The 24,645-nt window shown below is 42.6% G+C and carries 23 protein-coding genes and 1 riboswitch; of the genes, 14 read left to right on the top strand and 9 right to left on the bottom strand.

Going from position 1 to position 24,645, the window contains the following annotated elements:
- Positions 1–92 precede the first annotated feature (92 nt).
- From AC1XUD_RS16690 to AC1XUD_RS16680, 3 genes are all read right to left on the bottom strand, one after another.
- Positions 93–1,457 (bottom strand): thioredoxin family protein, encoded by a 1,365-nt coding sequence (locus AC1XUD_RS16690; RefSeq protein WP_483362166.1) that lies wholly within the window; start codon positions 1,455–1,457, stop codon positions 93–95.
- A gap of 46 nt (positions 1,458–1,503) precedes the next feature.
- Positions 1,504–2,631 (bottom strand): hypothetical protein, encoded by a 1,128-nt coding sequence (locus AC1XUD_RS16685; RefSeq protein ID WP_483362165.1) that lies wholly within the window; start codon positions 2,629–2,631, stop codon positions 1,504–1,506.
- Positions 2,632–2,954: 323 nt separating this feature from the next.
- Positions 2,955–3,998 carry a hypothetical protein gene (locus AC1XUD_RS16680; RefSeq protein ID WP_483362164.1) on the bottom strand — a complete coding sequence of 348 codons (1,044 nt, stop codon included), beginning with the start codon at positions 3,996–3,998 and terminating at the stop codon, positions 2,955–2,957.
- Between the two features lie 255 nt (positions 3,999–4,253).
- Between AC1XUD_RS16680 and mobA the strand changes: the two genes are divergently transcribed.
- From mobA to AC1XUD_RS16650, 6 genes are all read left to right on the top strand, one after another.
- Positions 4,254–4,877, top strand: a complete 624-nt coding sequence (mobA, locus tag AC1XUD_RS16675; RefSeq protein ID WP_483362163.1) for a molybdenum cofactor guanylyltransferase — start codon at positions 4,254–4,256, stop codon at positions 4,875–4,877.
- A 2-nt stretch (positions 4,878–4,879) separates the two neighbouring features.
- Positions 4,880–5,716, top strand: a complete 837-nt coding sequence (gene fdhD, locus AC1XUD_RS16670) for a formate dehydrogenase accessory sulfurtransferase FdhD (protein WP_483362162.1) — start codon at positions 4,880–4,882, stop codon at positions 5,714–5,716.
- An 894-nt stretch (positions 5,717–6,610) separates the two neighbouring features.
- Positions 6,611–6,976, top strand: a complete 366-nt coding sequence (locus tag AC1XUD_RS16665) for a DUF7009 family protein (protein WP_483362161.1) — start codon at positions 6,611–6,613, stop codon at positions 6,974–6,976.
- 33 nt (positions 6,977–7,009) lie between these two features.
- Positions 7,010–9,325: an FdhF/YdeP family oxidoreductase gene (locus AC1XUD_RS16660; RefSeq protein ID WP_483362160.1), complete on the top strand. Its 2,316-nt coding sequence runs from the start codon at positions 7,010–7,012 to the stop codon at positions 9,323–9,325.
- Positions 9,326–9,485: 160 nt separating this feature from the next.
- On the top strand, positions 9,486–10,205 hold the full coding sequence (locus AC1XUD_RS16655; RefSeq protein WP_483362159.1) for a glycerophosphodiester phosphodiesterase: 720 nt from the start codon (positions 9,486–9,488) through the stop codon (positions 10,203–10,205).
- A 242-nt stretch (positions 10,206–10,447) separates the two neighbouring features.
- On the top strand, positions 10,448–12,766 hold the full coding sequence (locus AC1XUD_RS16650) for a PSD1 and planctomycete cytochrome C domain-containing protein (RefSeq protein WP_483362158.1): 2,319 nt from the start codon (positions 10,448–10,450) through the stop codon (positions 12,764–12,766).
- 28 nt (positions 12,767–12,794) lie between these two features.
- On the opposite strand, the gene AC1XUD_RS16645 is transcribed toward AC1XUD_RS16650, so the two are convergent.
- The 3 genes from AC1XUD_RS16645 to AC1XUD_RS16635 form a co-directional block, all read right to left on the bottom strand.
- A complete protein-coding gene (locus tag AC1XUD_RS16645) occupies positions 12,795–13,580 on the bottom strand; it encodes a M48 family metalloprotease (protein WP_483362157.1) in 786 nt (261 codons plus the stop codon).
- A 266-nt stretch (positions 13,581–13,846) separates the two neighbouring features.
- Positions 13,847–14,899, bottom strand: coding sequence for a homoserine O-acetyltransferase family protein (locus AC1XUD_RS16640; protein ID WP_483362156.1), 1,053 nt, complete (start codon positions 14,897–14,899; stop codon positions 13,847–13,849).
- Between the two features lie 16 nt (positions 14,900–14,915).
- Positions 14,916–15,134 (bottom strand): hypothetical protein, encoded by a 219-nt coding sequence (locus AC1XUD_RS16635; RefSeq protein ID WP_483362155.1) that lies wholly within the window; start codon positions 15,132–15,134, stop codon positions 14,916–14,918.
- Positions 15,135–15,144: 10 nt separating this feature from the next.
- A riboswitch (SAM riboswitch) is annotated at positions 15,145–15,252 on the bottom strand.
- A gap of 123 nt (positions 15,253–15,375) precedes the next feature.
- Between AC1XUD_RS16635 and AC1XUD_RS16630 the strand changes: the two genes are divergently transcribed.
- Genes AC1XUD_RS16630 through AC1XUD_RS16620 form a run of 3 tightly spaced genes read left to right on the top strand, consistent with a single transcriptional unit; the run spans position 15,376 to position 17,502 of the window.
- A complete protein-coding gene (locus tag AC1XUD_RS16630; RefSeq protein WP_483362154.1) occupies positions 15,376–15,702 on the top strand; it encodes a DciA family protein in 327 nt (108 codons plus the stop codon).
- A gap of 56 nt (positions 15,703–15,758) precedes the next feature.
- A complete protein-coding gene (locus AC1XUD_RS16625; protein ID WP_483362153.1) occupies positions 15,759–16,673 on the top strand; it encodes a S66 peptidase family protein in 915 nt (304 codons plus the stop codon).
- A gap of 28 nt (positions 16,674–16,701) precedes the next feature.
- The gene (locus AC1XUD_RS16620; RefSeq protein ID WP_483362152.1) at positions 16,702–17,502 is read left to right on the top strand and encodes an SDR family oxidoreductase; all 801 of its coding nucleotides are present in this window, start codon (positions 16,702–16,704) and stop codon (positions 17,500–17,502) included.
- Positions 17,503–17,594: 92 nt separating this feature from the next.
- On the opposite strand, the gene AC1XUD_RS16615 is transcribed toward AC1XUD_RS16620, so the two are convergent.
- Together AC1XUD_RS16615 and AC1XUD_RS16610 are read right to left on the bottom strand one after the other, a co-directional pair.
- Positions 17,595–18,107: a hypothetical protein gene (locus AC1XUD_RS16615; RefSeq protein WP_483362151.1), complete on the bottom strand. Its 513-nt coding sequence runs from the start codon at positions 18,105–18,107 to the stop codon at positions 17,595–17,597.
- Between the two features lie 452 nt (positions 18,108–18,559).
- The gene (locus AC1XUD_RS16610) at positions 18,560–19,129 is read right to left on the bottom strand and encodes a dihydrofolate reductase family protein (protein ID WP_483362150.1); all 570 of its coding nucleotides are present in this window, start codon (positions 19,127–19,129) and stop codon (positions 18,560–18,562) included.
- A gap of 260 nt (positions 19,130–19,389) precedes the next feature.
- Here AC1XUD_RS16610 and AC1XUD_RS16605 point away from each other — a divergent pair, with 260 nt between their 5' ends.
- Together AC1XUD_RS16605 and AC1XUD_RS16600 are read left to right on the top strand one after the other, a co-directional pair.
- Complete coding sequence (locus AC1XUD_RS16605) at positions 19,390–20,985, top strand: amidase (protein WP_483362149.1); 1,596 nt, start codon at positions 19,390–19,392, stop codon at positions 20,983–20,985.
- Between the two features lie 91 nt (positions 20,986–21,076).
- Complete coding sequence (locus AC1XUD_RS16600; protein WP_483362148.1) at positions 21,077–22,327, top strand: asparagine synthetase B; 1,251 nt, start codon at positions 21,077–21,079, stop codon at positions 22,325–22,327.
- 137 nt (positions 22,328–22,464) lie between these two features.
- On the opposite strand, the gene AC1XUD_RS16595 is transcribed toward AC1XUD_RS16600, so the two are convergent.
- Positions 22,465–23,040 (bottom strand): porin family protein, encoded by a 576-nt coding sequence (locus tag AC1XUD_RS16595; protein ID WP_483362147.1) that lies wholly within the window; start codon positions 23,038–23,040, stop codon positions 22,465–22,467.
- A 210-nt stretch (positions 23,041–23,250) separates the two neighbouring features.
- Between AC1XUD_RS16595 and AC1XUD_RS16590 the strand changes: the two genes are divergently transcribed.
- The 3 genes from AC1XUD_RS16590 (at position 23,251) to AC1XUD_RS16580 (ending at position 24,644) form a co-directional block, all read left to right on the top strand.
- A complete protein-coding gene (locus AC1XUD_RS16590; protein ID WP_483362146.1) occupies positions 23,251–23,799 on the top strand; it encodes an RNA polymerase sigma factor in 549 nt (182 codons plus the stop codon).
- Positions 23,800–23,810: 11 nt separating this feature from the next.
- Positions 23,811–24,173: a hypothetical protein gene (locus AC1XUD_RS16585; protein WP_483362145.1), complete on the top strand. Its 363-nt coding sequence runs from the start codon at positions 23,811–23,813 to the stop codon at positions 24,171–24,173.
- 126 nt (positions 24,174–24,299) lie between these two features.
- Positions 24,300–24,644: a hypothetical protein gene (locus AC1XUD_RS16580; RefSeq protein ID WP_483362144.1), complete on the top strand. Its 345-nt coding sequence runs from the start codon at positions 24,300–24,302 to the stop codon at positions 24,642–24,644.
- The last annotated feature ends 1 nt before the right edge of the window (position 24,645 follow it).

Here is a 24,645-nt window from a genome sequence, read left to right as displayed (position 1 = left end):
GAGGACAAACGACGCCCACCGTTGCCCTTCCACTGGCCCGAGCTTGGTTTTAACCCTCCTCCCTTTCGTCCTTCCTGCCTTTCATCCTTCCATCATAAAGTCCCAAGCTTCATCTTTTGCAAAGTCTCCTGATATGAATTAGACGATCCGCCCGTTACATTTTGCGCTTCAACTGCTTTCGTTTGCCATTGGATGGCCTCATCTCTTCTACCAAGTTTGTACAAAATTTGTGCGTAAGTATCGATATATGCCGGGTTACCTAGTCTCATGGGATTACCTGTATTCCGATTTAGGGCGTTGAAAAACTCCTGAGATTGATATGACCATTTCAATGCTCTCTCCAGATCATCGGCATTGGAAAACAACTCATAAAAATGCCACGCATGCTCATTCAAATCCAGGTGGTAAAACTGGGATGCAGGTGCATAATTAAGAGTTTGGGGCCGCACATTAGCTGATTTTGAGTTTAAGGGTAGCCTGGCCTTTACATCTCGTTCATCCATTCTCCTCAACGAGTCAGCCGTTAGTCTCATATGATTATATTCTAAAAACTCGATCACCTGTCGCTTATATTGCGCAGTATCTTTAAGTTCATAATAGAATTTAAGCTGATTCCTGTTTTGCGCTACACTTCCCCGCTGGTAATCGTTTCCAAACGTCCGAGCAGTAAAGTTTGCAGTCTCGAAAGCCAAATTCTGATCCTTGTTTTTTACAGCTTTTTGGTAAGAGTTACCGATAATCCGATTGTTAATATCAACGGCCTCTGACCAAGGTATCGTTTTATACAAACTGTCAACCATCTTCCGCGATTGTCTTGTCTGCAGTAAAGTGTATGCCCGGCTGTCGACCGAAGGGCCTTGAGAGTATATAAATTTGACAGTTTGTAAACTTTCCAGTGGATCTACTGTTAACCTGCCTACATATTGATCCAGCAATTCGTCGACAGGAAGTCTTGCCTCTGAGCGTTTAGATATGTACTCCTGGAGGAATCTCAGTGAGCGCTCGCCAGCATTATAGTCTTTCTGATAATCACTGAGTTGTTTACCTGATCGCCTTGTCAGCGCGAGTTCGGCCTCCTCCGCATATTTAAATCCTGCATCCGTCGAACCTAAAAATTTGTTGAGCACATTTCCATTCGAATCAGCGAACAGTGCTACCGGACCACGCTCCACGTTAAATTTTGCCCCAACTTTGCGGCCTTCTTCCGTTTCAAGGTTGCATTTGATCGAAACAAAATTTTGGGCAAACTTTTCCCTCAACATGCTTGATGACAAACCTTTCGCCGCTACTTCATTGCATTGCGCACATTTACTGTCTTCAAACTCGATAAAAATGAGTTTCTTTTCTTTCTGAGCCCTTTTTGATGCCTCTTCCCAAGTTTGGATATTGGTAAAATTAACCTGACAGAAGCCTGGTAACGAGATTAATAGTAATAGATAAAGGATTGTTGTTTTCATGATTATTTGTTGATTTGAAGTGGAAATAGTATTAAAATATTGGTCGTTATATAAATGTTAATTTACTTTTTTTCGAGTGCTTTTTCTTAACTATTACCGAAGCCATTCCAATATCCAACCGAAGGTTAATCTGCGGCCCAGCAACTTTTTGAACAAAATTCGTCGGACAAATAGATAACTTCGCTTTCCAATACAGGTGTATGATTTGCGTATCCGTCGTGCTCAGCAGACGAATTGTGTTGTTTAGCTCTACTCCAACAACGGGGCTATATCCCGTGAAACTTCTCTTATCTTCCCGATTGTTATTTCTTGGGGTTATCTCATTGACGGCGAACCCAAAATATGGAATCGTCGACCACTTTTTGACCATAAATTTATACCCATATGAAAATTCAAAAGAGGCGACAGTAGTTTTTAAATCCGGAGCCCATTCTCCCTCTTTTTCAATAAATTTCTTTACTTTATTACCTCCCAGGTTTAGATCCATGGTAAATCTCGACCGTTTAACATCAAAATCCAGACCCAAATTCACGCCTGTTGAATTAGAAAAATAAGTTCCAGTTTTGCCAGGGAAGAAATTGCTCCCAATGCCCATAAAAACATTTGTCTGCAGTTTTCCAATTTCACTAACAACCTCTGCATCTGCAGTTTTACGGAGCAATTCGGATATTCTCACCTCCCATATCCCGAGCGCATCATCTTTGTTAACCATTTGGAGGTCCTTACTAAATTCCTTTCTCAGTTGAGCTATTTGCTGTCCGACATTAAATAAAACGCTTTCTACTTTCTGCGTTAAAATCGCATTCGATCCCTTCATTTCGCCGAGCTTCATTACCTCCTGTCGAACCAGTTTTCCATAATAGCCTTCAATATCAAACTCAAGTTGGGCGTAGCGTAAGTCATGATCAGACCCCTTGGATATCGTCGACGTCCGCCTATTCAGATAGATGTCGGTGTCAATAATCGCAATGGCTTTTCCAAAAGTGTTTCGATGGAAATAATATTGATAGCCAAACACAACATCGACATATGCCGGACCATCCTCATTTACAAAATCACTGTGCTTGAGTTGAATACCTTCATGCCAGTGAAGTGTATCCAATTGTGCATGGGCGAAGTGGAACGTAAAGAGAAATAACTGGGCTAAAAGAGTCAGTTTAAATTTTCGAAACATAATTCCGTTTATGGTATTCTCTGGCCATTGCTACGACTCCAGCCAGAATTTTTAATGTCACCAATATACGACAAAATCATATTTTACAAATACATTGACTTCATACTTACAGCACAACGATCGGGAGTCAAAAAATTCAAAAAGGGGTATATATAATCCGGATCTAATCAGCTTTCAGGGATTTGCGGTTGACGGATCGCCTGCTATTTTGATTGTTTTGGTTAGGTTAGGTTAGCACACAAACAGTCCGTGCCGCCGTAGTTAATCCTGGTAAAAGATTGCTAGCAAAATATCAATAATCAGCTGATTTACAAATCCTTATATCACGATATAACCTGCCGGATCACATTCTTGATATTGAGTTCGATGATATCCGTCATGGTCTTGCAGCGGAGATATGCCGAGTCGTTGTGTTGGGAAGCCAGGCCGGTGCTCAATTCCTCAATGTTTTCAGGAGTTGATATATTGTCTTTAATTGATATGTCGCGAAGTTCGCGTAAACGGTGTTTTTCGCTACGCGCCTGATACATGATAGACGACTGCTCTTCCTGGCGGTACTGAAGCACGGTTTTGTCCGTCAAATGCTCCATCGCAAGTTTCACAAAAGGCAAATTTTCCTTAAAGAACTGAGGCATATATACCTTAGGATTGCCCTCATAAAACTGCTGGTCAAAATCTATCGCCCGCAAGTGGAACTGAAACGCGTCAAAATCGGGGGTAATTTGCATGACAAAGTTGTAGGATCGCATATCGCCCAAAAGCGTGATCATACAGCGTTCGTTGAATTTTACAAATTCCTTGGCAATTCGTGTGGGATTATAATCGGGATGATTCAGTCGTGTTCTGGCAAATTCGTCACCAGGAATGCCGGCGATATGCTCCTCGATCAAAGTATTTCCGTCCACCAAATAATTTACCTGATTGGGCGAAAAAATCTCTTCCAGCTCGAGCCCGTATATCCTCGAAGCATCTGCTTTTTTTACATAAAAATAATCGTAGATATCATTCAACCGGTTCACTATCTTGATTCTGAACGGGTTGGAATTTCCGAATTTACAATAATCAATGCGCTCAATATATTTATGCTGAACAACTTTCAGATTTCCAGACGCTTTTAATAAGGCATATGCAACTTTCAGCCCGGCATGAAGCTTCTCGATGTCATGGGCAGGATATAGCGGGCATTCCCATAATGTATCATTTCCATTTTTGTCCGTGACCGGAAACGACTCGTAAAAATTGATCAGGTCCGAATAGCCAACCGGTAGCCGGGCATCACGCTGGTAGAAACGCAGGTATTTCCGTAAAGCCGGATTGATGGGATATATCGGTTTCTTTTTAAGTATTTTAACGTCTCCCTGCTCCATTTTCCGGGTTCAATTTTATTCTAAATATAGTAAAAATGGATTAAACGCAGAGTGATAGGAGTACAACGCGGAGTATGGGGAGATTTTCAACCGCTGCCAATGTCCCCACCAGACTCCTTTCTAAACAACGATAAGTTTGTTTAAAACCCGGTTTATAGCGAATCCAAAAAACTCAGCTGAGTACTCACCCAAACGCTGCGTTAAACAACCAACATAAAAATTGGTATATTTCGCGTCGTCGCAAACAAACTAAATATGTCAGTTGAAAGTCAACTTTATGGACTCGTAGTGTGCGGTGGTCAGAGCAGTCGAATGGGAGTCGATAAAAGCCGGCTTGTGTACCATCAAAAGGAACAGCGTTTTCATGTTTATGATATGCTGAAAAGTTTTTGTACCAAAGTGATTATCAGCTGTAACAATGAACAGGTCAAATCAATATCTTCTGATATCACCGCCATTGGAGACAGTGCAGAATATACGGAAATAGGCCCGATGGCAGCATTGTTAACAGCTTTTGACAAATTCCAAAATCAGGACTTTCTCGTTGTTGGCATTGATTATCCTTTTTTAACTGCTGCGGATCTTGAACATTTTCTGACCCATACCAAAAGAAATAGCATGGCCGCTGCCTTTTTCAATGCAGAAGGATTTTATGAACCCCTCCTGGCATGGTATTCCAAGGATTGTGGCAATCCCCTCCGGCAAATGTTCAAAAATGGCGAGTATTCGTTGCAACGATTTTTGCGAGATCACCATACAGAGCGATATATACCTGTCTTAAAGCAGGTTACATATAGTTCGGATACAACAGAAGACTATCAAAAAGCTAAATCATTTATTGCCAAGGGAGCACCTTTAAGCAATTTCAAGGCAACGTAAAAATGGAAACAATATCGGTTACTACCCACATCGTCTATAAAATCGGAAGGGATCAGGAAAAAGTGCAGGAAGACATACTGGCGATCGAGGAACCGTTGGAAATTCGTATCAGGCATGGTTTGGATGGGGATCTAAAAACGAAAAGTATATCCGTTACCATGCGTACGCCCGGCAACGATGCGGAGTTAGCCTCGGGTTTTCTTTTTACCGAGGGAATAATCAGCAATGCTAACCAAATAGTTGATATTCAATCAGATCCGTTTGACAATAATATTATCACTGTTGTATCCGCAGCGGATTTCGTGCCACAGTTGAACACTTCGGATCGTAATTTTTACACGACTTCAAGTTGCGGCGTGTGTGGAAAGTCGAGTATTGATTCCATTCGTTCCCATTCGGTATTTCACAATTTTCCATCTGACATCAGCGTATCCCCCGACGTTCTGTTTTCGTTAAAAGATAAGTTGTTCAGTCAGCAGGAAATTTTCGAACATACCGGAGGGATCCACGCCTCGGCGATTTTTTCCAAAACGGGTGAGTTGATATTGCTCCGTGAAGACGTGGGCAGGCACAATGCACTCGACAAAATTATCGGAACAGGTCTTGTACAGCATATGTTGCCATTTTCTGAAAACATCCTGTTGCTAAGTGGACGGGCAAGTTTCGAGCTTCTGCAGAAAGCATATATGGCAGGCATAAAAATAGTGGCGGCCATTGGTGCGCCTTCCAGTCTGGCAGTTCAGGCAGCTGAAGAGTTCGGTATTACCTTGGTGGGCTTTTTGAAACGTGATGGTTTTAATATTTACACCAATCCTGAAAGAATTATTCGTGGCGGATGAGTGAAAGTGTCACCCCTTCGGGGTTTTGTAAATTTCGATGATCGTATTTTCTATAATCATGTCAGCCTTTCAGGCTTTTGTAAACGGAATTGACAGGCGAAAGGGTTAATACCAGCTTGGAAAATCCGAAGGGATGAAATGATTTTAAAGAAAAGTAAAACAAATTAATCCCAAAGGGATGAAACGATTATAGAAAGAAATAGAACAGCAAAGCAATCCCGAAGGGATGAAATGATTATAGAAAGAAGTAAAACAGCAACGTAATCCCGAAGGGATGAAACGATTATAGAAATAAGTGGAACAGCAAAAAAATCCCAAAAGGATGAAACGAATATAGAAAGAAATAGAACAGCAAAGCAATCCCGAAGGGATGAAATGATTATAGAAAGAATAAGTGGAACAGCAAAAAAATCCCGAAGGGATGAAACGATTATAGAAAGAAATAGAACAGCAACGCAATCCCGAAGGGATGAAATGATTATAGAAAGAAGTTGAACAGCAGATTAATCCCAAAGGGATGAAACGATTATAGAAAGAAGTTGAACAGCAACGCAATCCCGAAGGGATGAAATGATTATAGAAAGAAGTTGAACAGCAGATTAATCCCAAAGGGATGAAACGATTATAGAAAGAAATAGAATAGCAGATTAATCCCAAAGGGATGAAACGATTATAGAAAGAAATAGAATAGCAACGCAATCCCGAAGGGATGAAATGATTATAGAAAGAAATAGAACAGCAACGCAATCCCGAAGGGATGAAACGATTATAGTGATTAATAACTGTACCGGCATTTCACAAAACAGAATACCGGCCAGAAAAAAAGCAATTACCTCATTAACTCATCGATCTTTACTGTTAACTTCTATGCCTTGTATGAAAATAAAATAACTTATGAAAATACGAATCAGCGGCAACACACTCAGAATCAGGCTATCTAAATCAGAAGTTTCCACGTTGGCAACTGAGGGTGTTCTGGAAAATAAGGCAAATTTTGGCACTGGAGTCTTGAAATACAGGCTGGCTCAATCTGCTGTTGACAAGCAGTTGATCGCAACTTTTAGCGACGAGACAATCGTAGTCAGTGTACCAGATTCCTTTGCATTGGATTGGCCCAACAACGACATTATTGGCCTCGACGGCAATCAGCCGGTATCTGAGACAGAAACGCTTTATATCCTGATTGAAAAGGATTTTAAATGTATCGACAATTCGGCCGAAGACCAGTCTGACAATTACGAAAACCCGAAAGCATGCTGAAAGAGGCATGATATCCATCCAAATGCGGTCTGTATGAAAAATGAAGCGGAAATACCTTCGTCTGAAAATCCGGAAGATTTTACGGGAATTAAAAGGGGTAAAATAAAGAAACAGGCGGCCGGAATACCCGCCGTCATATCTGCACTTGAAAAAACAATCAGTGAAGCGGGTGTAAACCGCGGCTTAACTGCGCTTTGGAACCTAAATAAAAAAGGAGGCTTCGACTGTCCGAGTTGCGCCTGGCCGGATCCTGACGACGAACGCTCGGGTATAGCAGAATATTGCGAAAACGGAGCCCGGGCAGTTGCCGAAGAAGCCACAACCAAAAAATTAACTGCGGATTTCTTTTCCAAAAATTCAGTCAAGGATCTGGCACACTTATCAGACTACGAAATCGGAGGCAAGGGCCGTTTGGCAGAACCGATGTATCTTCCTGTCGGAGGCACTCATTATCAGCCCATTTCGTGGAAATCAGCATTCAATAAAATTGGCAATAAGCTCAATGAGTTGGCTTCGCCAAACGAGGCAGTTTTTTACACTTCGGGCAGAACCAGCAACGAAGCCGCATTTTTATACCAGTTGTTTGTGCGTGAGTATGGTACCAATAACCTGCCCGACTGCAGTAATATGTGCCACGAAAGCAGCGGCGTTGCCCTTGGCGAGTCGCTGGGAATCGGGAAAGGGTCTGTCAAGCTCGAAGATTTTTACGAGGCGGAAGTGATTATCATATTAGGGCAAAATCCAGGCACAAATCATCCCCGGATGCTGACGGCTTTGCAAAAGGCCAAAGCAAAAGGTGCAGCGATTATATCCGTAAATCCGCTGCCGGAAACGGGGCTGATGGGTTTTAATAATCCCCAGACTTTCAACGGAATATTCCAGATATCATCCGAATTGACGGATCTTTTTTTACAGGTAAAAATCAACGGGGATCTCGCACTTCTGCAAGCGGTCGAAAAATTGCTTTTTCTGGAAGAAGCCAAAAATCCGTTCATGGTACTGGATCACGATTTTATTAATAACAAAACCATTGGATTTGAGGATTTTAAACACAATATACTTCAACAGGACATTCAGGAATTATCTGCTATTTCCGGCGTTTCCATTCCGGAAATTGAAGCGTTTGCAAGACTTTTAACCAATAAATCAAAAATCATCGCTTGCTGGGCGATGGGATTGACACAGCACAAAAATGCCGTTGATACGATTAAAGAAGTGGTTAATCTACTTCTGATGAAAGGCAGCATCGGCAAGCCTGGTGCGGGTACCTGTCCGGTACGTGGTCATAGCAACGTGCAAGGCGACAGAACGATGGGTATTTATGAAAAGCCCTCGGAAAAGTTTCTCTCTGCGTTGGACAGTAACTTTGGATTTAAGGCTCCGAGGGAACACGGCTTTGATACCGTGGAAGCAATCAAAGCCATGCACGAAGGCAAGGCAACGGTTTTCTTTGGTATGGGTGGCAATTTCCTTTCGGCAACACCTGACACCAATTTTACTGCTGAAGCGCTCCGTAGCTGTCAGTTAACCGTTCACGTCTCCACCAAACTCAACCGTAGCCATCTGGTACATGGCGAAGAAGCCATTATCCTACCCTGTCTGGCACGCTCCGATAGAGACATGACCGGCGGACAAAATCAGTTCGTTTCCTGCGAAAATTCCATGGGGGTTGTGCAGTTGTCACGAGGTATTCTGGATCCTGTGTCAGAAAACCTGTTGAGCGAACCCGCAATTGTCTGCGAGTTGGCGAAGGCGACTTTAGGCAAAAAATCGATGGTCAACTGGGAAAAATATGCGACAGATTACGATATAATCAGAACGGATATTGAAAGAACCATCCCCGGATTTGATGATTATAACGAGAAAGTCCGGGTGCCGGGCGGATTTTACCTGCCGAATTGTTCGCGAGAAGGAACGTTCAATACCGAATCTCAAAAAGCGCACTTTAACATCGGTATAGCAGAAGCTCTGGTGGTCGGAGAGAATGAATTGGTGATGATGACGATCCGAAGTCATGATCAGTTCAATACAACCATATATGGGCTAAATGACAGATATAGAGGCATATACAATGAAAGAAGGGTGATATTAATGAACGAAAAAGATATCTCCAGACTCAACCTGGCAGATAACATGGTCGTCGATATAAGAAATAATGACGATGGAATTGAGCGTATTGCAAGGAAATTTATTGTGATCGAATATTCCATCCCGGAAGGTTCATGTGCTACGTACTTCCCCGAAACCAACGTTCTTGTTCCGATTTCAAGCGTGGCGAAAAAGAGTAACACCCCAACCTCGAAGCATATTGTGGTGACCGTCGAAAGACATCAGGCCTTGACTAGCTAGTCTTCACATAATCTTAATCCACTTTATCGCGGGCATTCGTAATATTGCGTTCTGAAGATATTCCAAACCTTAACATTTGAATCAATACCTGCATATGTTATCCAGAAAAATTATTTTAATTTATTCGTTAAGTCTCCTTTGCCTGATGACCGTGACTGCCATGACGCGAAAAGATAAACAAACCAAAGTGATCGCTCACCGTGGTGCCTGGAAAAATACAAAAGTTCCTGAAAACTCAATTGCGGCCCTGAAAGCAGCTATCGATATGAAGTGTTACGGCAGCGAATTTGACGTGCATATGTCAGCCGACTCTATTTTATATATTAGCCATGATCACGAAATTCACGGATTGGATATCGAAAAATCAACTTCTGCACAATTGGATACAGTTAAACTGTCTAACGGAGAAGTTTTACCGACGTTAAAGTCATATCTGAATGCAGGTTCAAAACAGAAGAAAACACGCCTGATATTAGAAATCAAAGCCTCCAGAATCAGTAAGGAAAGGTCTTTGATACTGGCTCAAAAATGTGTGGAGCTTGTAAATGCGACGAAAACAGACAAGATAACCGACTATATCAGTTTCGATTTTGACGTATGTAAAAAGGTAAAAGAGCTTGCCCCCAAAGCAGAAGTTTGCTACCTGAACGGTGAAAAGTCTCCTGAGGAAATCAAGGCATCCGGCCTGAGCGGTGTTGACTATCATTACAATGTGTTCAAGGCAAAACCGAACTGGCTGTCAGAATTTAAAAATGCGAATCTGGTTACCAACGCCTGGACGGTGAACGACGAGAAAACCATGCAATCGCTTATAGATCAAGGAATTGACTATATCACAACCAACGAACCTGAAAAATTGCTTACGTTGGTAAAGAAATAAACTGAGGGGCTAACTAGCCTGATAGCATACTGAAAGAGGTTTATTTGTCTAATAGTCAGACAAGTAAACCTCTTTCTTTTTTATAAACCAGCAAGACCTCGCCAAAATAGTACACAACAATATCAATTGGTCATTGGCAGAAATGGATATAAAATACAATTTTTGTCTCCTATAATACCAAATGCAGCGCACCTTCGGGTTTGCGCTTTCCCAGCCACTTTTCAGCTATTAGACGTACAATGATGATGAGCAAATACTTTAAACATCTGGCCACAGTTTTGGTACTCATCATTATTGCGGTTTCGTGTTTTCAGAAAAATGGAACAATCAGTAAAACCTCTTCTCATGACAGGGTTTCTTACAATTTTGACGTACGGCCCATCCTTTCCGACAAGTGTTTTGCCTGCCACGGTCCTGATGCCAAAAAGCGCGAAGCCGGTCTTCGGTTGGATATGGCTGAAAGTGCATATGCCAAATTGAAAGACGGAAAGCATTTCGCCATTGTGCCGGGTAAGCCGGAAGAATCAGAACTTTACAAACGGATCAGTTCGTTGGATCCTGAATATCAGATGCCTACACCCGAATCTCATTTAGGAACCTTGAATGAGCATGAAATTGGTATTCTAAAAAAATGGATTGAACAAGGCGGGAAATATGAACAGCACTGGGCTTTTGTTGCTCCAAAACAGTCCCCGTTACCAAAAGTTAGCGACAACGATTGGCCCAAAAATGAAATCGACTATTTCACGCTGTCCAAAATGGAGGACTTTGGCCTTGAACCCAGTGAGGAAGCAAAGCCTGAAGAATTGCTTAAACGGTTATCACTCGACCTGACAGGTTTGGCACCCTCCCTGCAGCTCCAGCAAAAATTTGCAAACGAAAAGAGTCCAGATGCATATGAAAAGATGGTCGACGAATTGATCAGTAAGAAGACATATGGAGAGAAAATGGCTTTGCATTGGCTTGATATCTCGCGTTTTTCTGATTCGTTCGGATATCAGAATGACGGTCTAAGAACCCAGTGGCCGTGGAGAGACTGGCTTATTAGCGCTTTGAATCGGAATATGCCTTATGATCAATTTTTGACGTGGCAATTGGCCGGTGATATGTTGCCAAACCCCACAAAGGAGCAGGTTCTGGCAACTGCCTTTCTAAGAAACCATAAGATCACCGAAGAGGATGGCGTAATACCTGAAGAGTATCGAATTGAATATAACCTTGACAAAACCAAGACTTTCAGCAGTGCGCTTTTGGGATTAACCGTCGAATGTGCCCAATGTCATGACCACAAATACGACCCGATCTCGCAGGAGGATTATTATCGGCTTTTCGCTTTTTTCAATAATTCCAGGGAAAAAGGGTTTGATGGCAGTGTCGGTGGCGGACCGGCCAAAACTCCCATATTGACTATTTCTCAGGAAGAAGTAAGGAACCTGCTGACGTTTGTGAATAGTCAGGATACTGCGAAGTTGGAGGTTTCGGTAATGGGTGAAAACGATACGCTGAGGACCACCCATATACTCAATCGTGGCGTTTATGATCAACCTGGACGAATTGTCACAGCAAGCGGCTTAAAAGCCGTGATGAATTTCGATACTACGAGATATCCAAAGAACCGTCTTGGTTTGGCCAAATGGACAACAAGCAAGGATAATCCATTGACTGCCAGGGTATTTGTAAATCAGGTATGGCAGGAGTTTTTCGGCCGAGGAATTGTTAAAACATCTGGTGATTTTGGAATGCAGGGCGATCTCCCTACCCATCCTGAATTACTGGACTGGTTGGCGGTCGATTTTATGAATCATGGTTGGGATATGAAGCGTTTGGTCAAACAAATTGTGACTTCCGCGACGTACAGGCAGTCTTCCCGGATTACAGATCAGAAAAGAGAACAGGATCCTGACAATATTTACCTTTCAAGAGCCACAAGATATCGGGTTCCTGCCGAAATGGTGAGGGATATTGTACTGTCGACCAGCGGATTGATCAGCCCCAAAATCGGAGGGGCAAGCGCAAAGCCATATCAGCCAAAAGGCCTTTGGGAGGCGAGCACAGCTGGTCGCGGAGAACTTACCCGATATGTTCAGGATACCGGGCAGGAACTGTATCGCCGTGGAATGTATACGTTTATCAAACTCACCATGCCACCTCCCACCACGATTTTGTTTGACGGTAGCAATAGGGACCTTTGTGAGGTGAAAAGGCAAAAAACCAACACGCCGTTGCAGGCATTGGTGATGCTGAATGATCCGACAGTACTGGAAGCGTCGAGAGTGCTGGCGGAACGTACCGATGCGAAGAATTTGACCGCCACCGAAAAGATCAATGAACTTTTTCAGCGTATTGTCTGCCGTACCCCGAACAGCTCAGAGACAAAACTGCTTGTTGAATATTATGAAGAAGAATTATCTCGTTTTTCAAAAGACAGGAAGAAGGCCCAAAAAGTATTGAACGTCGGGGATCATCATCATGAAAAAGCTGTGAAAGTAGACCGCGCGGCAGCATTAATGCGTGTGATCAGTACGATGTATAATATGGAAGAGACCTTGACGAAGTCTTGATACCCAACCGATTATAATTCAGCTAAAATCATTTAGGGTTAGCTTGCTGATCTTTATACTTTTCAATAGCAGCTTTAATCTTTTCAGTTCTGTTTGCCGGGCTTGGGTGCGTGCTCATGAACTCGGCAGGCTGCTGACCGTTTGAAGCCTCTGCCAAAATGTCCATGACCCCCAAAAGTGCGTGTGGATCATATCCGGCCTGATACATATATTTCACTCCGAAATCATCTGACTCCAGCTCGTCATCACGTCCATAGCTTAAGTTCACCAGATTTGCCACATACTGAGCTGTTTGGGCAGAAGTATAATCGCCGCCGGCCACTCCAGCAGCACCTGCCAGACCTTGTAATAAATCCCCCTTGGCCATCTGTTCCGCCGAATGTCTACCTATTACATGCCCCATTTCATGACCTAAAACACCGGCCAGCTGATCTTCGGTCTTTAACCTTTTAAGCAAACCAACGGTAATAAAAATCTGTCCGCCCGGAACTGCAAAAGCATTAACGGTATTTGGGTCAGTTAATACGTGGAAATCAAACTTATATGGCGACCGGCTGGCTTCCGTGGTATTCACCAACTTTTGCCCAACCATTTTGACATCCTTTTGTACTTCCTCGTTTTGATATAGCCCACCAAATTCTGCTGCCATTTGAGGAGCCGATTGAAGCCCCAACTGTACCTCCTCCTCAGGAGTAAGATTGACCCGCTGTTTTTCCCCCGTCACCGGATTTTCCTGAGTTTTGCTGAAATAGGTAAATAAAGTCACCAGAACGATGACAACTGCAAAAATGAGTCTGCCTCCGAGTCTTCGCATGTTTTTGGCTGTTAGTGGTTAGTTAGTTATTAGTTTCAGTTGACCGTTATATCAGTTGGTTCTGCTTTGATTATGATCAGCGCGGGTCCAAATTCCTCAGTAAACTGTTTAAATTTAAAAAAAGTCCCACACAAATGCGGGACTCAAATTAACTATTTAATTTCATGCCAGTTTGAAAAAATCGGAGCCAGTTTAGCAGAAAATCAAGCGATCCTTCGAATTTCGTCGGTCTCCATCCTCCATTTCCTCCTTTTAATCATAACCGCTCACTCAATCTGCGCCAACTCCAGCCTCCCGTTACTATCCTGCCACGCCCGGATAACCTGTGTAAGTTGTTTATATTCAATCAAAAAACCATCATGCCCATATAGAGAATCAATTTCCTGGAAGCTCGCTCTTGGAATATGTCTCGCCAAAAACTGCTGCTCCGATATTGGAAACAAAAGGTCTGATTTGATACCTAACACCAATGTTTTCGCTTTCACGAGACCCAAAGCATGCACGATCCCGCCACGATTTCGGCCTATATTGTGCGAATCCATGATCTTTGATAACGTCCAGTATGAAAATGCGTTGAACCGTTTTACAAACTTATCGCCCTGATATTGCTGGTAAGACGAAGCACGGAAATCGTCGATTTGATCCGGATTATCTCTTGCCTGTGTAAAATTGTAAGTATCATAATTACGATATGAGAGCAACGCAATTGACCTGGCGGCACGCATTCCCATGCTACCGGCATCTTCTCTTTCCTCATCATAAGTAGGATCCGCTTCGATCGCCATACGCTGCGATTCGTTGAATGCAACTCCCCATGGCGAATGCAGCGCGTTTGTTGCGATCAATATCAATTCGTCAAATACGTCAGGAACCTCAATCGCCCACTCCAGCGCCTGCTGACCGCCCAACGATCCACCGATGCAGATTTTTATTTTGTTGATAGCCAATTCCTGGCGGAGTATTTCCAACGCTGCAACGACATCCTTAACGGTAATGATCGGGAAATTTTGATAATAAGGCTTTTGCGTTTTTGGATTGATTGACAATGGATTCGTAGATCCATATGCAGAACCCAGAATATTGGCGCAAATGATGAAGTGTTTTTCCGGATCAAAGTATTTCCCGTCACCTACCAACCCGTCCCACCATTCGGCTGCCTGCGAACTCCCAGTCAGCGCGTGGCATATCCACACGATATTGTCGTCGTTTTCATTCCGGGTTCCGTAGGTGGTATATGCCAGTTCAAAGCCGTTTAATTCATCGCCCAATTCCAGCGAAAAAGCATATGGATACTTAAATATTTTTTGTTCTGCCTGCATGGGTGCAAAAGCATTTTTAATTATAACAATTGAAACAACAACTTGTCAGTCTGCTATTTACACCGAATACTCCTTCTACATGCACCTTATTTCCATACGCTTTCCCTGCTCCAGAAATGGAAAGTAAAGACGCAAAAAAAGATCCTGCCAATTTGTCTCCTGCAATGTTGCCGGTGAAAATTAGCGGATAGCGACCAAAAGCCTTACGGCCCGAAAAAGAATAGAATAATTTCATTTACTAATTGAGTTTATATCTCCTAATTGCTTAGGTGGGAATTAGCACCTTTCTCCGTCGTGGTAGCAGGTTGCCAGAGGTTCATAGAGCCCATTCTCTCGCCTCTTCTTTATAAATCAATTACTATATACTGGTGAAGCAATTGACTTGATGACACAATATTAAGGCCGAAACACGGAATATGCAAATGTTGGATCAAATCAGGAATACTTTTTTACCTTTGTGGTAATCGCTCACTACTATGGCCCAACAATACCGTTTCGATAGAGAAAAAGCTTCAAGGCGTCCAGGAATCACTCCTCTTAAAGACGCAATTGATCAGATGTTGGAGAAATATCACTTGCGAAACCGCTTTGATCAGTCATATGTTGTTGCCCATTGGGATACCATTATGGGAACGGCGATTGCCTCCAGAACCAAAAAGGTGTTCATCAAAGACAATAAGCTTTTTTTACAGATCGAGTCGGCGCCATTACGGAACGAACTCGTGCGGGCAAAATCGAAAATCGTGGAGCTGATTAACCGGGAAATGAAGTCCAATCTCGTGGAAGATGTCGTCTTTATTTAAGATATCGTTCAATACTACCGCCGGAAATCCTGTCCCGGAAACCTTAAATTTCTAGCATGCCTCACAAAATAGCACCTCCCTTTTTAAAACAGGGCGATACCATTGGAATTATAGCTCCGGCAAGTGTAATTGACTATGAAGATCTTGTTCCCGGAATCAAACTATTGCAAGAATTAGGATTAAATGTATTGGAAGGTTCCACGTTGCGTGGCTCTTTCAACCAGTTTTCAGCCACAGATGAAGACAGGTTGGCCGACTTTCAAAAAATGCTGGATAATCCGGAAGTAAACGCAATCATAGCGGCGCGAGGTGGTTACGGCTGTTCGAGAATCATTGACCAGCTTGATTTTTCGAAATTTACCCAGAATCCAAAATGGATTGTCGGTTTTAGTGATCTTACCGTTGTCCTTTCCAGAATTCAGCTTTTGGGTTTTCAGAGCATTCACGCGCCGATGGTGAAATCCATGATGCAACAAGGTGCCGAAGTCGCCCGGGAAACTTTGATGAAACTACTTTTCGGAGAACTACCCGCGTATGAAATTGATGGAGGCTCCATGAACCGCCCTGGTATAGCTTCTGCGGAAATTACTGGCGGAAACCTTTGTCTGCTTGCCCATTTGATCGGCTCGGAAACGGAAGTCAATACGGAGGGAAAAATTCTTTTTATCGAGGATGTCAACGAATATTTATACAATCTGGACCGGATGATGCTGCAACTGAGACGCGCCGGAAAGCTATCTTCTTTGGCAGGATTAATTGTCGGGCAGTTTTCGGATGTAAAAGATAATGTTGCTCCGGTATTCGGGAAAAGTATCTATGAAATTATTGAAGAACATGTTTCCGGGTTCGACTATCCGGTTTGTTACAACTTTCCGGTTGGTCACGTTTCGGATAACAGACCGATGGTAACCGGGGCATATGCTGAGCTTGAGGTTACGAAGGAAAAGGCATCGTTAAAGTTTTTTGAATAATATTTCCTGACCGGGAAACGCTGATAATATGAATAGCTTTCAAAATAAGGTAGTATGGATCACAGGTGCCTCGTCCGGTATCGGGGAGGCGATTGCAATTGCTTTTGCCAAAGAAGGCGCCAAACTCGTTTTGACCGCCAGAAGACCAGATGAACTTGAAAGAGTTAAAAAACAAAGCGGGCTGGCAGATCAGGATGTGCTGATTTTACCGATGGATGTAACTCAGTTTGATCAAGCACAAAAGTCTGCTGATCAAGCAGTTGCCCATTTTGGCAGGATTGATATTATGGTTCACAACGCAGGTGTAAGTCAACGATCTTACATACAGGATACTTCTTTTGAGGTATATCAACAGTTAATGAATGTAAACTTTTTCAGCACGGTTGCTATTACAAAAGCGGTATTGCCCTATATGGTGAAACAACAAAGCGGACATTTTATCGTGATCAGCAGTGTGGCCGGTAAAATAGGAACGATTATGCGTTCAGGATATAATGCAGCCAAGCATGCATTGCAAGGATTTTACGACTCATTACGTGCAGAAGGGTATAAAGACAATATCCACGTTACAACCGTATGCCCAGGGTATATTCAAACCAACATATCTTTGAATGCGCTCGATAAAGCCGGCGATAAATTTGGCAAAATGGATAGCAATCAAGCCAACGGAATTCCGGTTAATGAGTGTGCCAGGAGAATATTAGATGCTGTCAGGAAAGACAAAAAAGAGATTTATATTGGAGGATTTAAGGAGGTTGCAGCACTATACCTGAAACGTTTTCTTCCCGACCTTCTTTTTGATCAGGTAAGAAAAAATATCCCTGAATAGAAAAAATTGGACATCAAACGCAAGTTGCTTCAGAACTTGAGGGATTGCCACTCGGATAGGCCGAAATCCTCAAATAAAGATTCGATTTGATATTAGTACCCGTAGACAACTACATGTGGTTCAGTATCGGTATGTTCTGCTTTTTTATTCGGCAGATTCTCTCTTTTAACAAAAACGATATGCCCACCGATTGCGGCGGCAGATTTCTGGATTTTCTCAACTTCTTTTTCGTCAGCCGCCTTCTTGCGAAGCTCAGTTTTATCCCCATAGTGAGAACGTATCTCACCTTTTTTTGTTAAGCCAACGACATCAAATTGGTTGTAAGTGATGACGACGTTCTTCCAGTCATCGACACTCTGAACCACAATTTTACGTGAAATCTGCTGAACATATCCCGTCTCGTAAACGATTTTTTCTACTTCCGGTCTTCCAATAAAAGAAACCGATTTCGGATCACCGTTAAGGCCATAGATGACTTTGCTTTCGGTCAGATAGCGGACTTTGACATTCAGCTTTTCGCCATTGTGTTTGTAAATCATATCTTGAGCAACAGCAATACTTGCCGACAGCGTCAACAATTTCAGGGAGAGTAAAAGGGTTTTCAAGTGGGATATTCTAAAATTTTGCACAAATTAACACTCAATCATTATTATACTGACGAAGCGGACTTAATTTCTTCCAACTATTTGTACATTTTAAGTACAATGCAAAAAGATTCTACTCAATTTATTGAATTACAATTGAATGATTTTTATCAAATAGGTTCGGAATATTTTTATGAATCCCGGAAATCCTGATGGACGCACGATTTAAATGGTTAAAGTAATAGAATTTCTCTTAAAATTAATATTGGGGCTGATATATTTAATTTCAGTCATAGTTACTTCTATTTTAATGGCCCCCATTATATTTTATTCCGCTATAACCAAAATCACCCAAAGAATTCTGGAACAAAGAAAACCCAAAGAATAGAAATAAATGCTAATTAGGTATAATCTTACGCATGCTTGCTAGCCGAATATTTTCTAAGTTTGGGTAGACAGAAAGAGCACTGCTCTTATATATTCACTGAATAGTGAACTGCAATCACACCCGATCCGAGCGTTTTTGTTTCGAGCAATTTCAGGGAACTCATAGTACTGTTGATATCAAATAGCTTAATACCACTCCCTAATATCACAGGGTGCAACGTGAGTTTATATTCGTCTATCAGCCCCAGATTCATAAAACTTTTGGCAAGCCCGGGGCTGCCGAATATAACCAGGTCTTTGCCTGGCTGCTGTTTGAGCCAATTCACTTCTTCAACAATATTATCTTTGATCAGAGTGGTATTGTTCCATGTCACGCTGTCCAAAGTTGTTGAGAAAACTACCTTTGGAATATCGTGCACCCATCGCGCATGTTCCGACGAGAATTTGCCGGCGTTGGGATTATTTAGTTCATTGGGCCAATAACCCTCCATCAATTGAAAAGTAGTCTTGCCATATAGGGGTGACCCTACTGTGTTTATCAGCTCCGCCGCATATTTTTCCAGTTCTTCGTCATATGACAAAAAACCCAGTCCACCATTTATATCTCCAGCAAAACCATCCAGCGACATGTGCGCAAATAATACTACCTTTCTCATTTTGAATACAGTTTTTTAGATTTAAAGTACAAGCCTTTGTGCGGTTTAAAAGTTGAACAAAAATCCGTAAGCCCCAAAAATAAGTTTAACAAATTTCAGGCAATTATCAAACCGGCAGGAACATGCCGGGAACGGCTGGTCTTACGCTTATTCTTTTGACACTCAACTGATAGAATTATAGATAATTCGAGACCTCCGCCGCCTGTTTTTATGGAGATGCTTTACTATATTTAGGCTACCTCTTACTCTTACTGACATATATGAAGCGCAGATCTTTTTTACGTTCAGGTTCTTTCTCGGGCATATCTATACTCTTGTTGTCAACTGGTAAAGCATTCTCTTTTGCCACAAACATACTCAGTTCAAATGCTCCCGAGGATGGGTATGAAGAAATGCCTGTAAACCAGATTCAGATGCTTATGGATGCCAAAACGTTGAATTCAGTAACTCTGGTCAAATATTATCTTCAACGGATAAAGGATATAGACCAGTCTCAAACCGGGTTGAATAGTATAATCCAAGTCAATCCTGAGGCGCTGAAAATCGCGGATCAACTGGATATTGAAAGAAACAACGGCCGGAAAAGAGGACCTTTGCATGGAATTCCGGTTCTTCTGAAAGACAATATTGATACAGCAGATCAACTCCAAACCACTGCCGGATCAGTCGCCATGGAAGGGAATTTTGCAAAAACGGACGCGTTTGTGGCCCAGCAGCTCCGTAAAGCGGGGGCCATTATATTGGGCAAGACCAACATGAGCGAATGGGCCAATTTCAGGTCTACCAATTCGTCAAGCGGATGGAGCAGCCGTGGCGGGCAAACCCATAATCCGTATGTACTGGACCGCTCTCCTTGTGGCTCAAGTTCAGGATCGGCGGTAGCGGTAGCTTCCAATCTCTGCTCAGTATCAATCGGTACCGAAACCAACGGGTCCATTGCCTGTCCGGCATCAATGAACAACATTGTTGGCATTAAACCAACGGTCGGTTTAGTGAGCAGAAGTGGCATCATACCTATTTCAAAAACGCAGGACACCGCTGGTCCCTTTGGAAGAACTGTAGCCGATGCCGCCGTGCTGCTAGGTACAATCGTGGGCGTCGATTCAAACGATGAAGTGACAAAAACCAGTTCAGGGAAAAGCTTCACCGATTATACCCAATTTTTGAAGGCAGACGGTTTAAAGGGAAAGAGGATCGGTGTGGAAAAAACGCTTTTGAAAAAGACCGCAGGAATTGATAAACTATTTGAGAAGAGCATCGAGCAAATGAAAGCGGAAGGTGCAACAATTGTCGAAGTAGAATTTGTAAATCAGAAACTGGGTAATGCCGAAGGTGAGTTACTAAGATTTGAATTCAAAGATGGTTTGAATAAATATCTCTCCGGAGCGAATGGTAAAGTCAAAAACCTGGAGGAGCTGATTGCTTTCAACATCAAAAACAAGGAAAAGGCAATGCCTTATTTCCAGCAAGAACTTTTGGAACAATCGCAGGCGAAGGGAAATCTGGAAAGCGCCGAATATAAAACGGCATATGAGAAAGTCATCGGCGTGAGGAAAAATCTCAACAAACTATTTCAGGAAGAGCAACTGGATGCTGTTTGTGGCCCAGCCACAGGGCCATCGTGGTGTATTGATAAAGTGAATGGGGATTTCTGGACAGGATATGGTTCATATGGCCCCGCGGCCATGGCTGGATATCCCTCTATCACCGTTCCTATGGGTTTGGTAAACGAATTGCCCGTTGGTCTTAGTTTTTTGGGTAAAGCTTATGACGAACCCGGACTGATCAGTATAGGATTCGCATATGAGCAAATCAGTAAAAACCGCACCAAACCAAAGTTTATAAAATCGCTGTAATTTACTTTGCACCCGCTTATCCCACTGATTATCATATAATTAATTGGAAATTATTTGATAAATTTGGTAAAGGACTTAAACGGGTGCGGATATGAAGAGACTTCCCTTATTGCTCCTGGCACTTCTGCCCTATTGGGCGTTTGCCAATTTTGTCATGATACCGATGGATCAGTCCCAGACGAACCATTTAAAAGCTTACGGTATCGCATATAAACTTCTGAAAGAAGAAATTGACGTCGACTGGCTCCTGAATTATCGGGGTGGCAGTTTTATGATTAAATATACGAAGGCTCTGGAAGATGAATGCCGGTTGAGAGCAGTGTCTTTTGAAGTGATTTCTGACGCGGAGAGCAGACGCGTTACCGCGGAGATCGAGGCACAAAATGTCAACATGAGTGATGTAAAACTCCATAAGGCCGCAAAAATCGCCGTTTATTCCCCCATAAAAATCAGCCCTTCCGAATTCGAGAATACGGATGCTGTTTTGTTGGTATTAAAATACGCTGAAATTCCGTTCGAAGTGATATATGACGAAGAAATCCTGAGAGGTGATCTTCCCAAATATGACTGGGTACACCTTCATCATGAAGACTTTACCGGACAGTTTGGACGAAATTTAAGGCGTGTATCCGAAGCCGATATCAAAGCGCAGGAATCTATAGCCAGCAGGTTTGGCTATAAAAAAGTGTCGCAAATGAAGTTGGCAGTGGCCAAATCAATTAAGGAGTTCTGTGCAGGCGGAGGCTTTCTCTTCGCCATGTGCTCGGGAGCAGAAACCTTTGATATTGCGCTTGCCGCGGAAGGAGTAGATATCGTCGAAAATATCGACGGCGATGGAAGTGATCCAAATGCAAACTCAAAACTGGATTTCGATAAAACGTTTGCCTTCCAGAATTTTAAGCTGCAGATGGATGAATATGACGGCATTGCGTTTTCAAATATTAATTCTTCGGCGGGCGGTCGGTATTGGGGAGGTGGAAGTGAAGAGTTTTTCACCATATTCGACTTCTCTGCCAAATGGGACGTAATACCCAGCATGTTGGTACAAAATCATGAACATCTGATTAGGGAATTTTTTGGACAAACTACTGCTTTTACAAAGGAAACTGTGAAGCCAAATGTGTTGGTGATGGGAACCAGCCCCCGTTCAGACCGCTACATTTATGGAGAGTTGGGAAGAGGACAGTGGACGTTTTACGGCGGCCACGACCCCGAGGGACGAGGCGGTGGCGGCAGAAAAATGGCCACCGACTTAAATTTATATCCCAACTCGCCCGGTTACAGGCTTATTTTAAATAATGTATTATTCCCGTCGGCCAGAAAGAAAAAACGTAAAACTTAGGTATTATGGCGTCAAGCCAGGCAAAAAAATGAAAGGCAAAGCACACAGAAGATGTCCTATCAGACCCTTTTGCGTGTTTTGCCTTTTTTCGGTCAACTTTTAGATTAATTTTTTAACCAACGAGTTGATAACCGGGTTTATCTCTTTCCCCCGATCAGGTAAAATACACTTACCTGGATGACGCTGTTTCTGAAATCAGGGTCAATATTGGATTGATCAAAATTACCTACTTTTGACAAACCGGCCACATACCTTGCACCCACACCAAATCCTCCAGCTGCCTGAAAACCAAGACCAACGGCACCCGCCAGATCCAGATTTTTGGCAAAATTATCTATCGTTTGATCTGGAATATTCTCTGACGTTTTGAAACCAGCCTGTGGGCCTAACTCAAAATAGAGTCCCTTCTGCGCCCTGAATTTGAACATTACGGGCACGGTAACATAGGTTGTCTTGAATTCCCTCTTTTGACCGTTGTCTTCGATCTTCGCTCCTTGTGTTGAAAACAACACTTCTGGCTGAATGGAGAACGTGTTGCCAACTGCCATATTCAACATACCTCCCAGATGAAATCCGACCAATGCATCGGATTTAATATCTCCGCCCATATAATTACTCATATTGACACCTACTTTCGGGCCGAAAGAAAGCTGAGCCTGAGCAGCAGTGAAGCTGGCACAGAAAACTGCAAAAACTAGAACTAACTTTTTCATACTTCATGTTATTTCGTGTGCGGGAACATTCCCTATCTTTTGGTAATATTAAAAAATCATTCCAACCACATACAGATAGTTTGATGTCCGCTCCTGAGAATTCAGGACGGCTTTTGATTGCTGATTGGACGTCTGGAAAAATTTTGTTGGAAAATTTAAAGTAATTTCCTGAGTGATTCGTCTGCCCGAAAAAGTCATACCCAATATATATTGTCGCACCAGGGATCAAATATAGTTCAGACCGTCAGAAGCTATGGAAAACAGCTGCTCTCGTTTATACGCAGCAGGGTTAATTCGGACGAAGATGCGGAAGATATACTACAGGACGTGTGGTACCAACTGAGCAGTTTTCCGGAAGTGGAGGCAATTGAACAGATGAGCGCATGGCTGTACCGCGTTGCACGCAACAGAATTATCGACAAATATCGCAAAAAACAGCCCGAGGCGTTGGAAGACGATATTTTTTGGGATGATGAAGGCAATTCTCATATCCGTGAAATACTTTTGGCAGAAGACAACACGCCGGAAACGGTTTATATGAAAGAGCTTTTTTGGGAACAACTGAATATTGCGCTCGACGAGCTCCCCAAAGATCAGAAGCAAGTATTTATTTGGAATGAACTGGAAAACATGACGTTCAGGGAGATATCAGAAAAAACGGGGGAAAACATCAAAACACTCATTTCCCGAAAAAAATATGCTGTAACGCATCTCCGTAAACGGTTGGAGTCTGTATATCAGGAATTTGTAAATTATTAATATAGAATAAGATGAGACAACCAAGACCATATAAGGCGCATTTTCCCTTTTTTCCAGTCTTTTTCATAATCGCCATTTTAGGGCTCGGATTTGTGGTTCGGTTTCTATGGAATACTGTACTCGTGGCGGTACTGTCCGTCACAGTGATTTCATATTGGCAGGCGGTGGGTCTGCTAGCATTGTGCAGGATTCTCTTTGGCAGTTTCGGAGGACCGGGAAGTCGCCAGTGGGGTCGCCAGCCTGGCCCACATCGATTTGGAAATATGGGCGGAGATCCTTCATGGCGCAGTAAATGGAGGCATATGACAGATGAAGAAAGAGCGAAGTTTCGCGAGGAAATGATTAACAGACGTAACAACAGATTTAATCGCTGAAGGTCGTACCGGAAGATATTCAAAAATATTTTTTCAAAGTTTAAAGTAATTCTCTCCGATATCCGTCAACCTAACTGTACACGCAAGCTGTACAGTTTTTTTATGTTCAACTAAATCGTTTGTATCATGATATTACAGATTTTATCGATAGTAGGCTTTGGTTTACTAGGCGGGATTTTCCTTTTTCTCTTTCCTTTTTTGTTGATTAAACTGATCCTTATCCTCTTGTTTATCAGCATTATTTTCAGACGGTTTCGCGCCCGCCGTTTTTATGGAAGAGGCTTTCATTCAAGACGTTTTCACCACGGGCGTTTCTATGCGGGACACCCATATTCAGATTATTTTGCTGAAGACCGGTTCGGCGACAGACGTTTCCGTAATCAGTTTTATGGTTGGCAAAACCAGCAAGCTTATGATGACCGCGAATCGCTTCGGGACAATTCTTCTAACAGATCACCCATATCCATATAGC

The sequence above is a fragment of the Dyadobacter sp. HNCC25DJ184 genome (genome assembly GCF_056895215.1).
The sequence above is the reverse complement of the archived record's forward strand: the minus strand, read 5'-3'. Positions and strand labels throughout refer to the sequence as shown.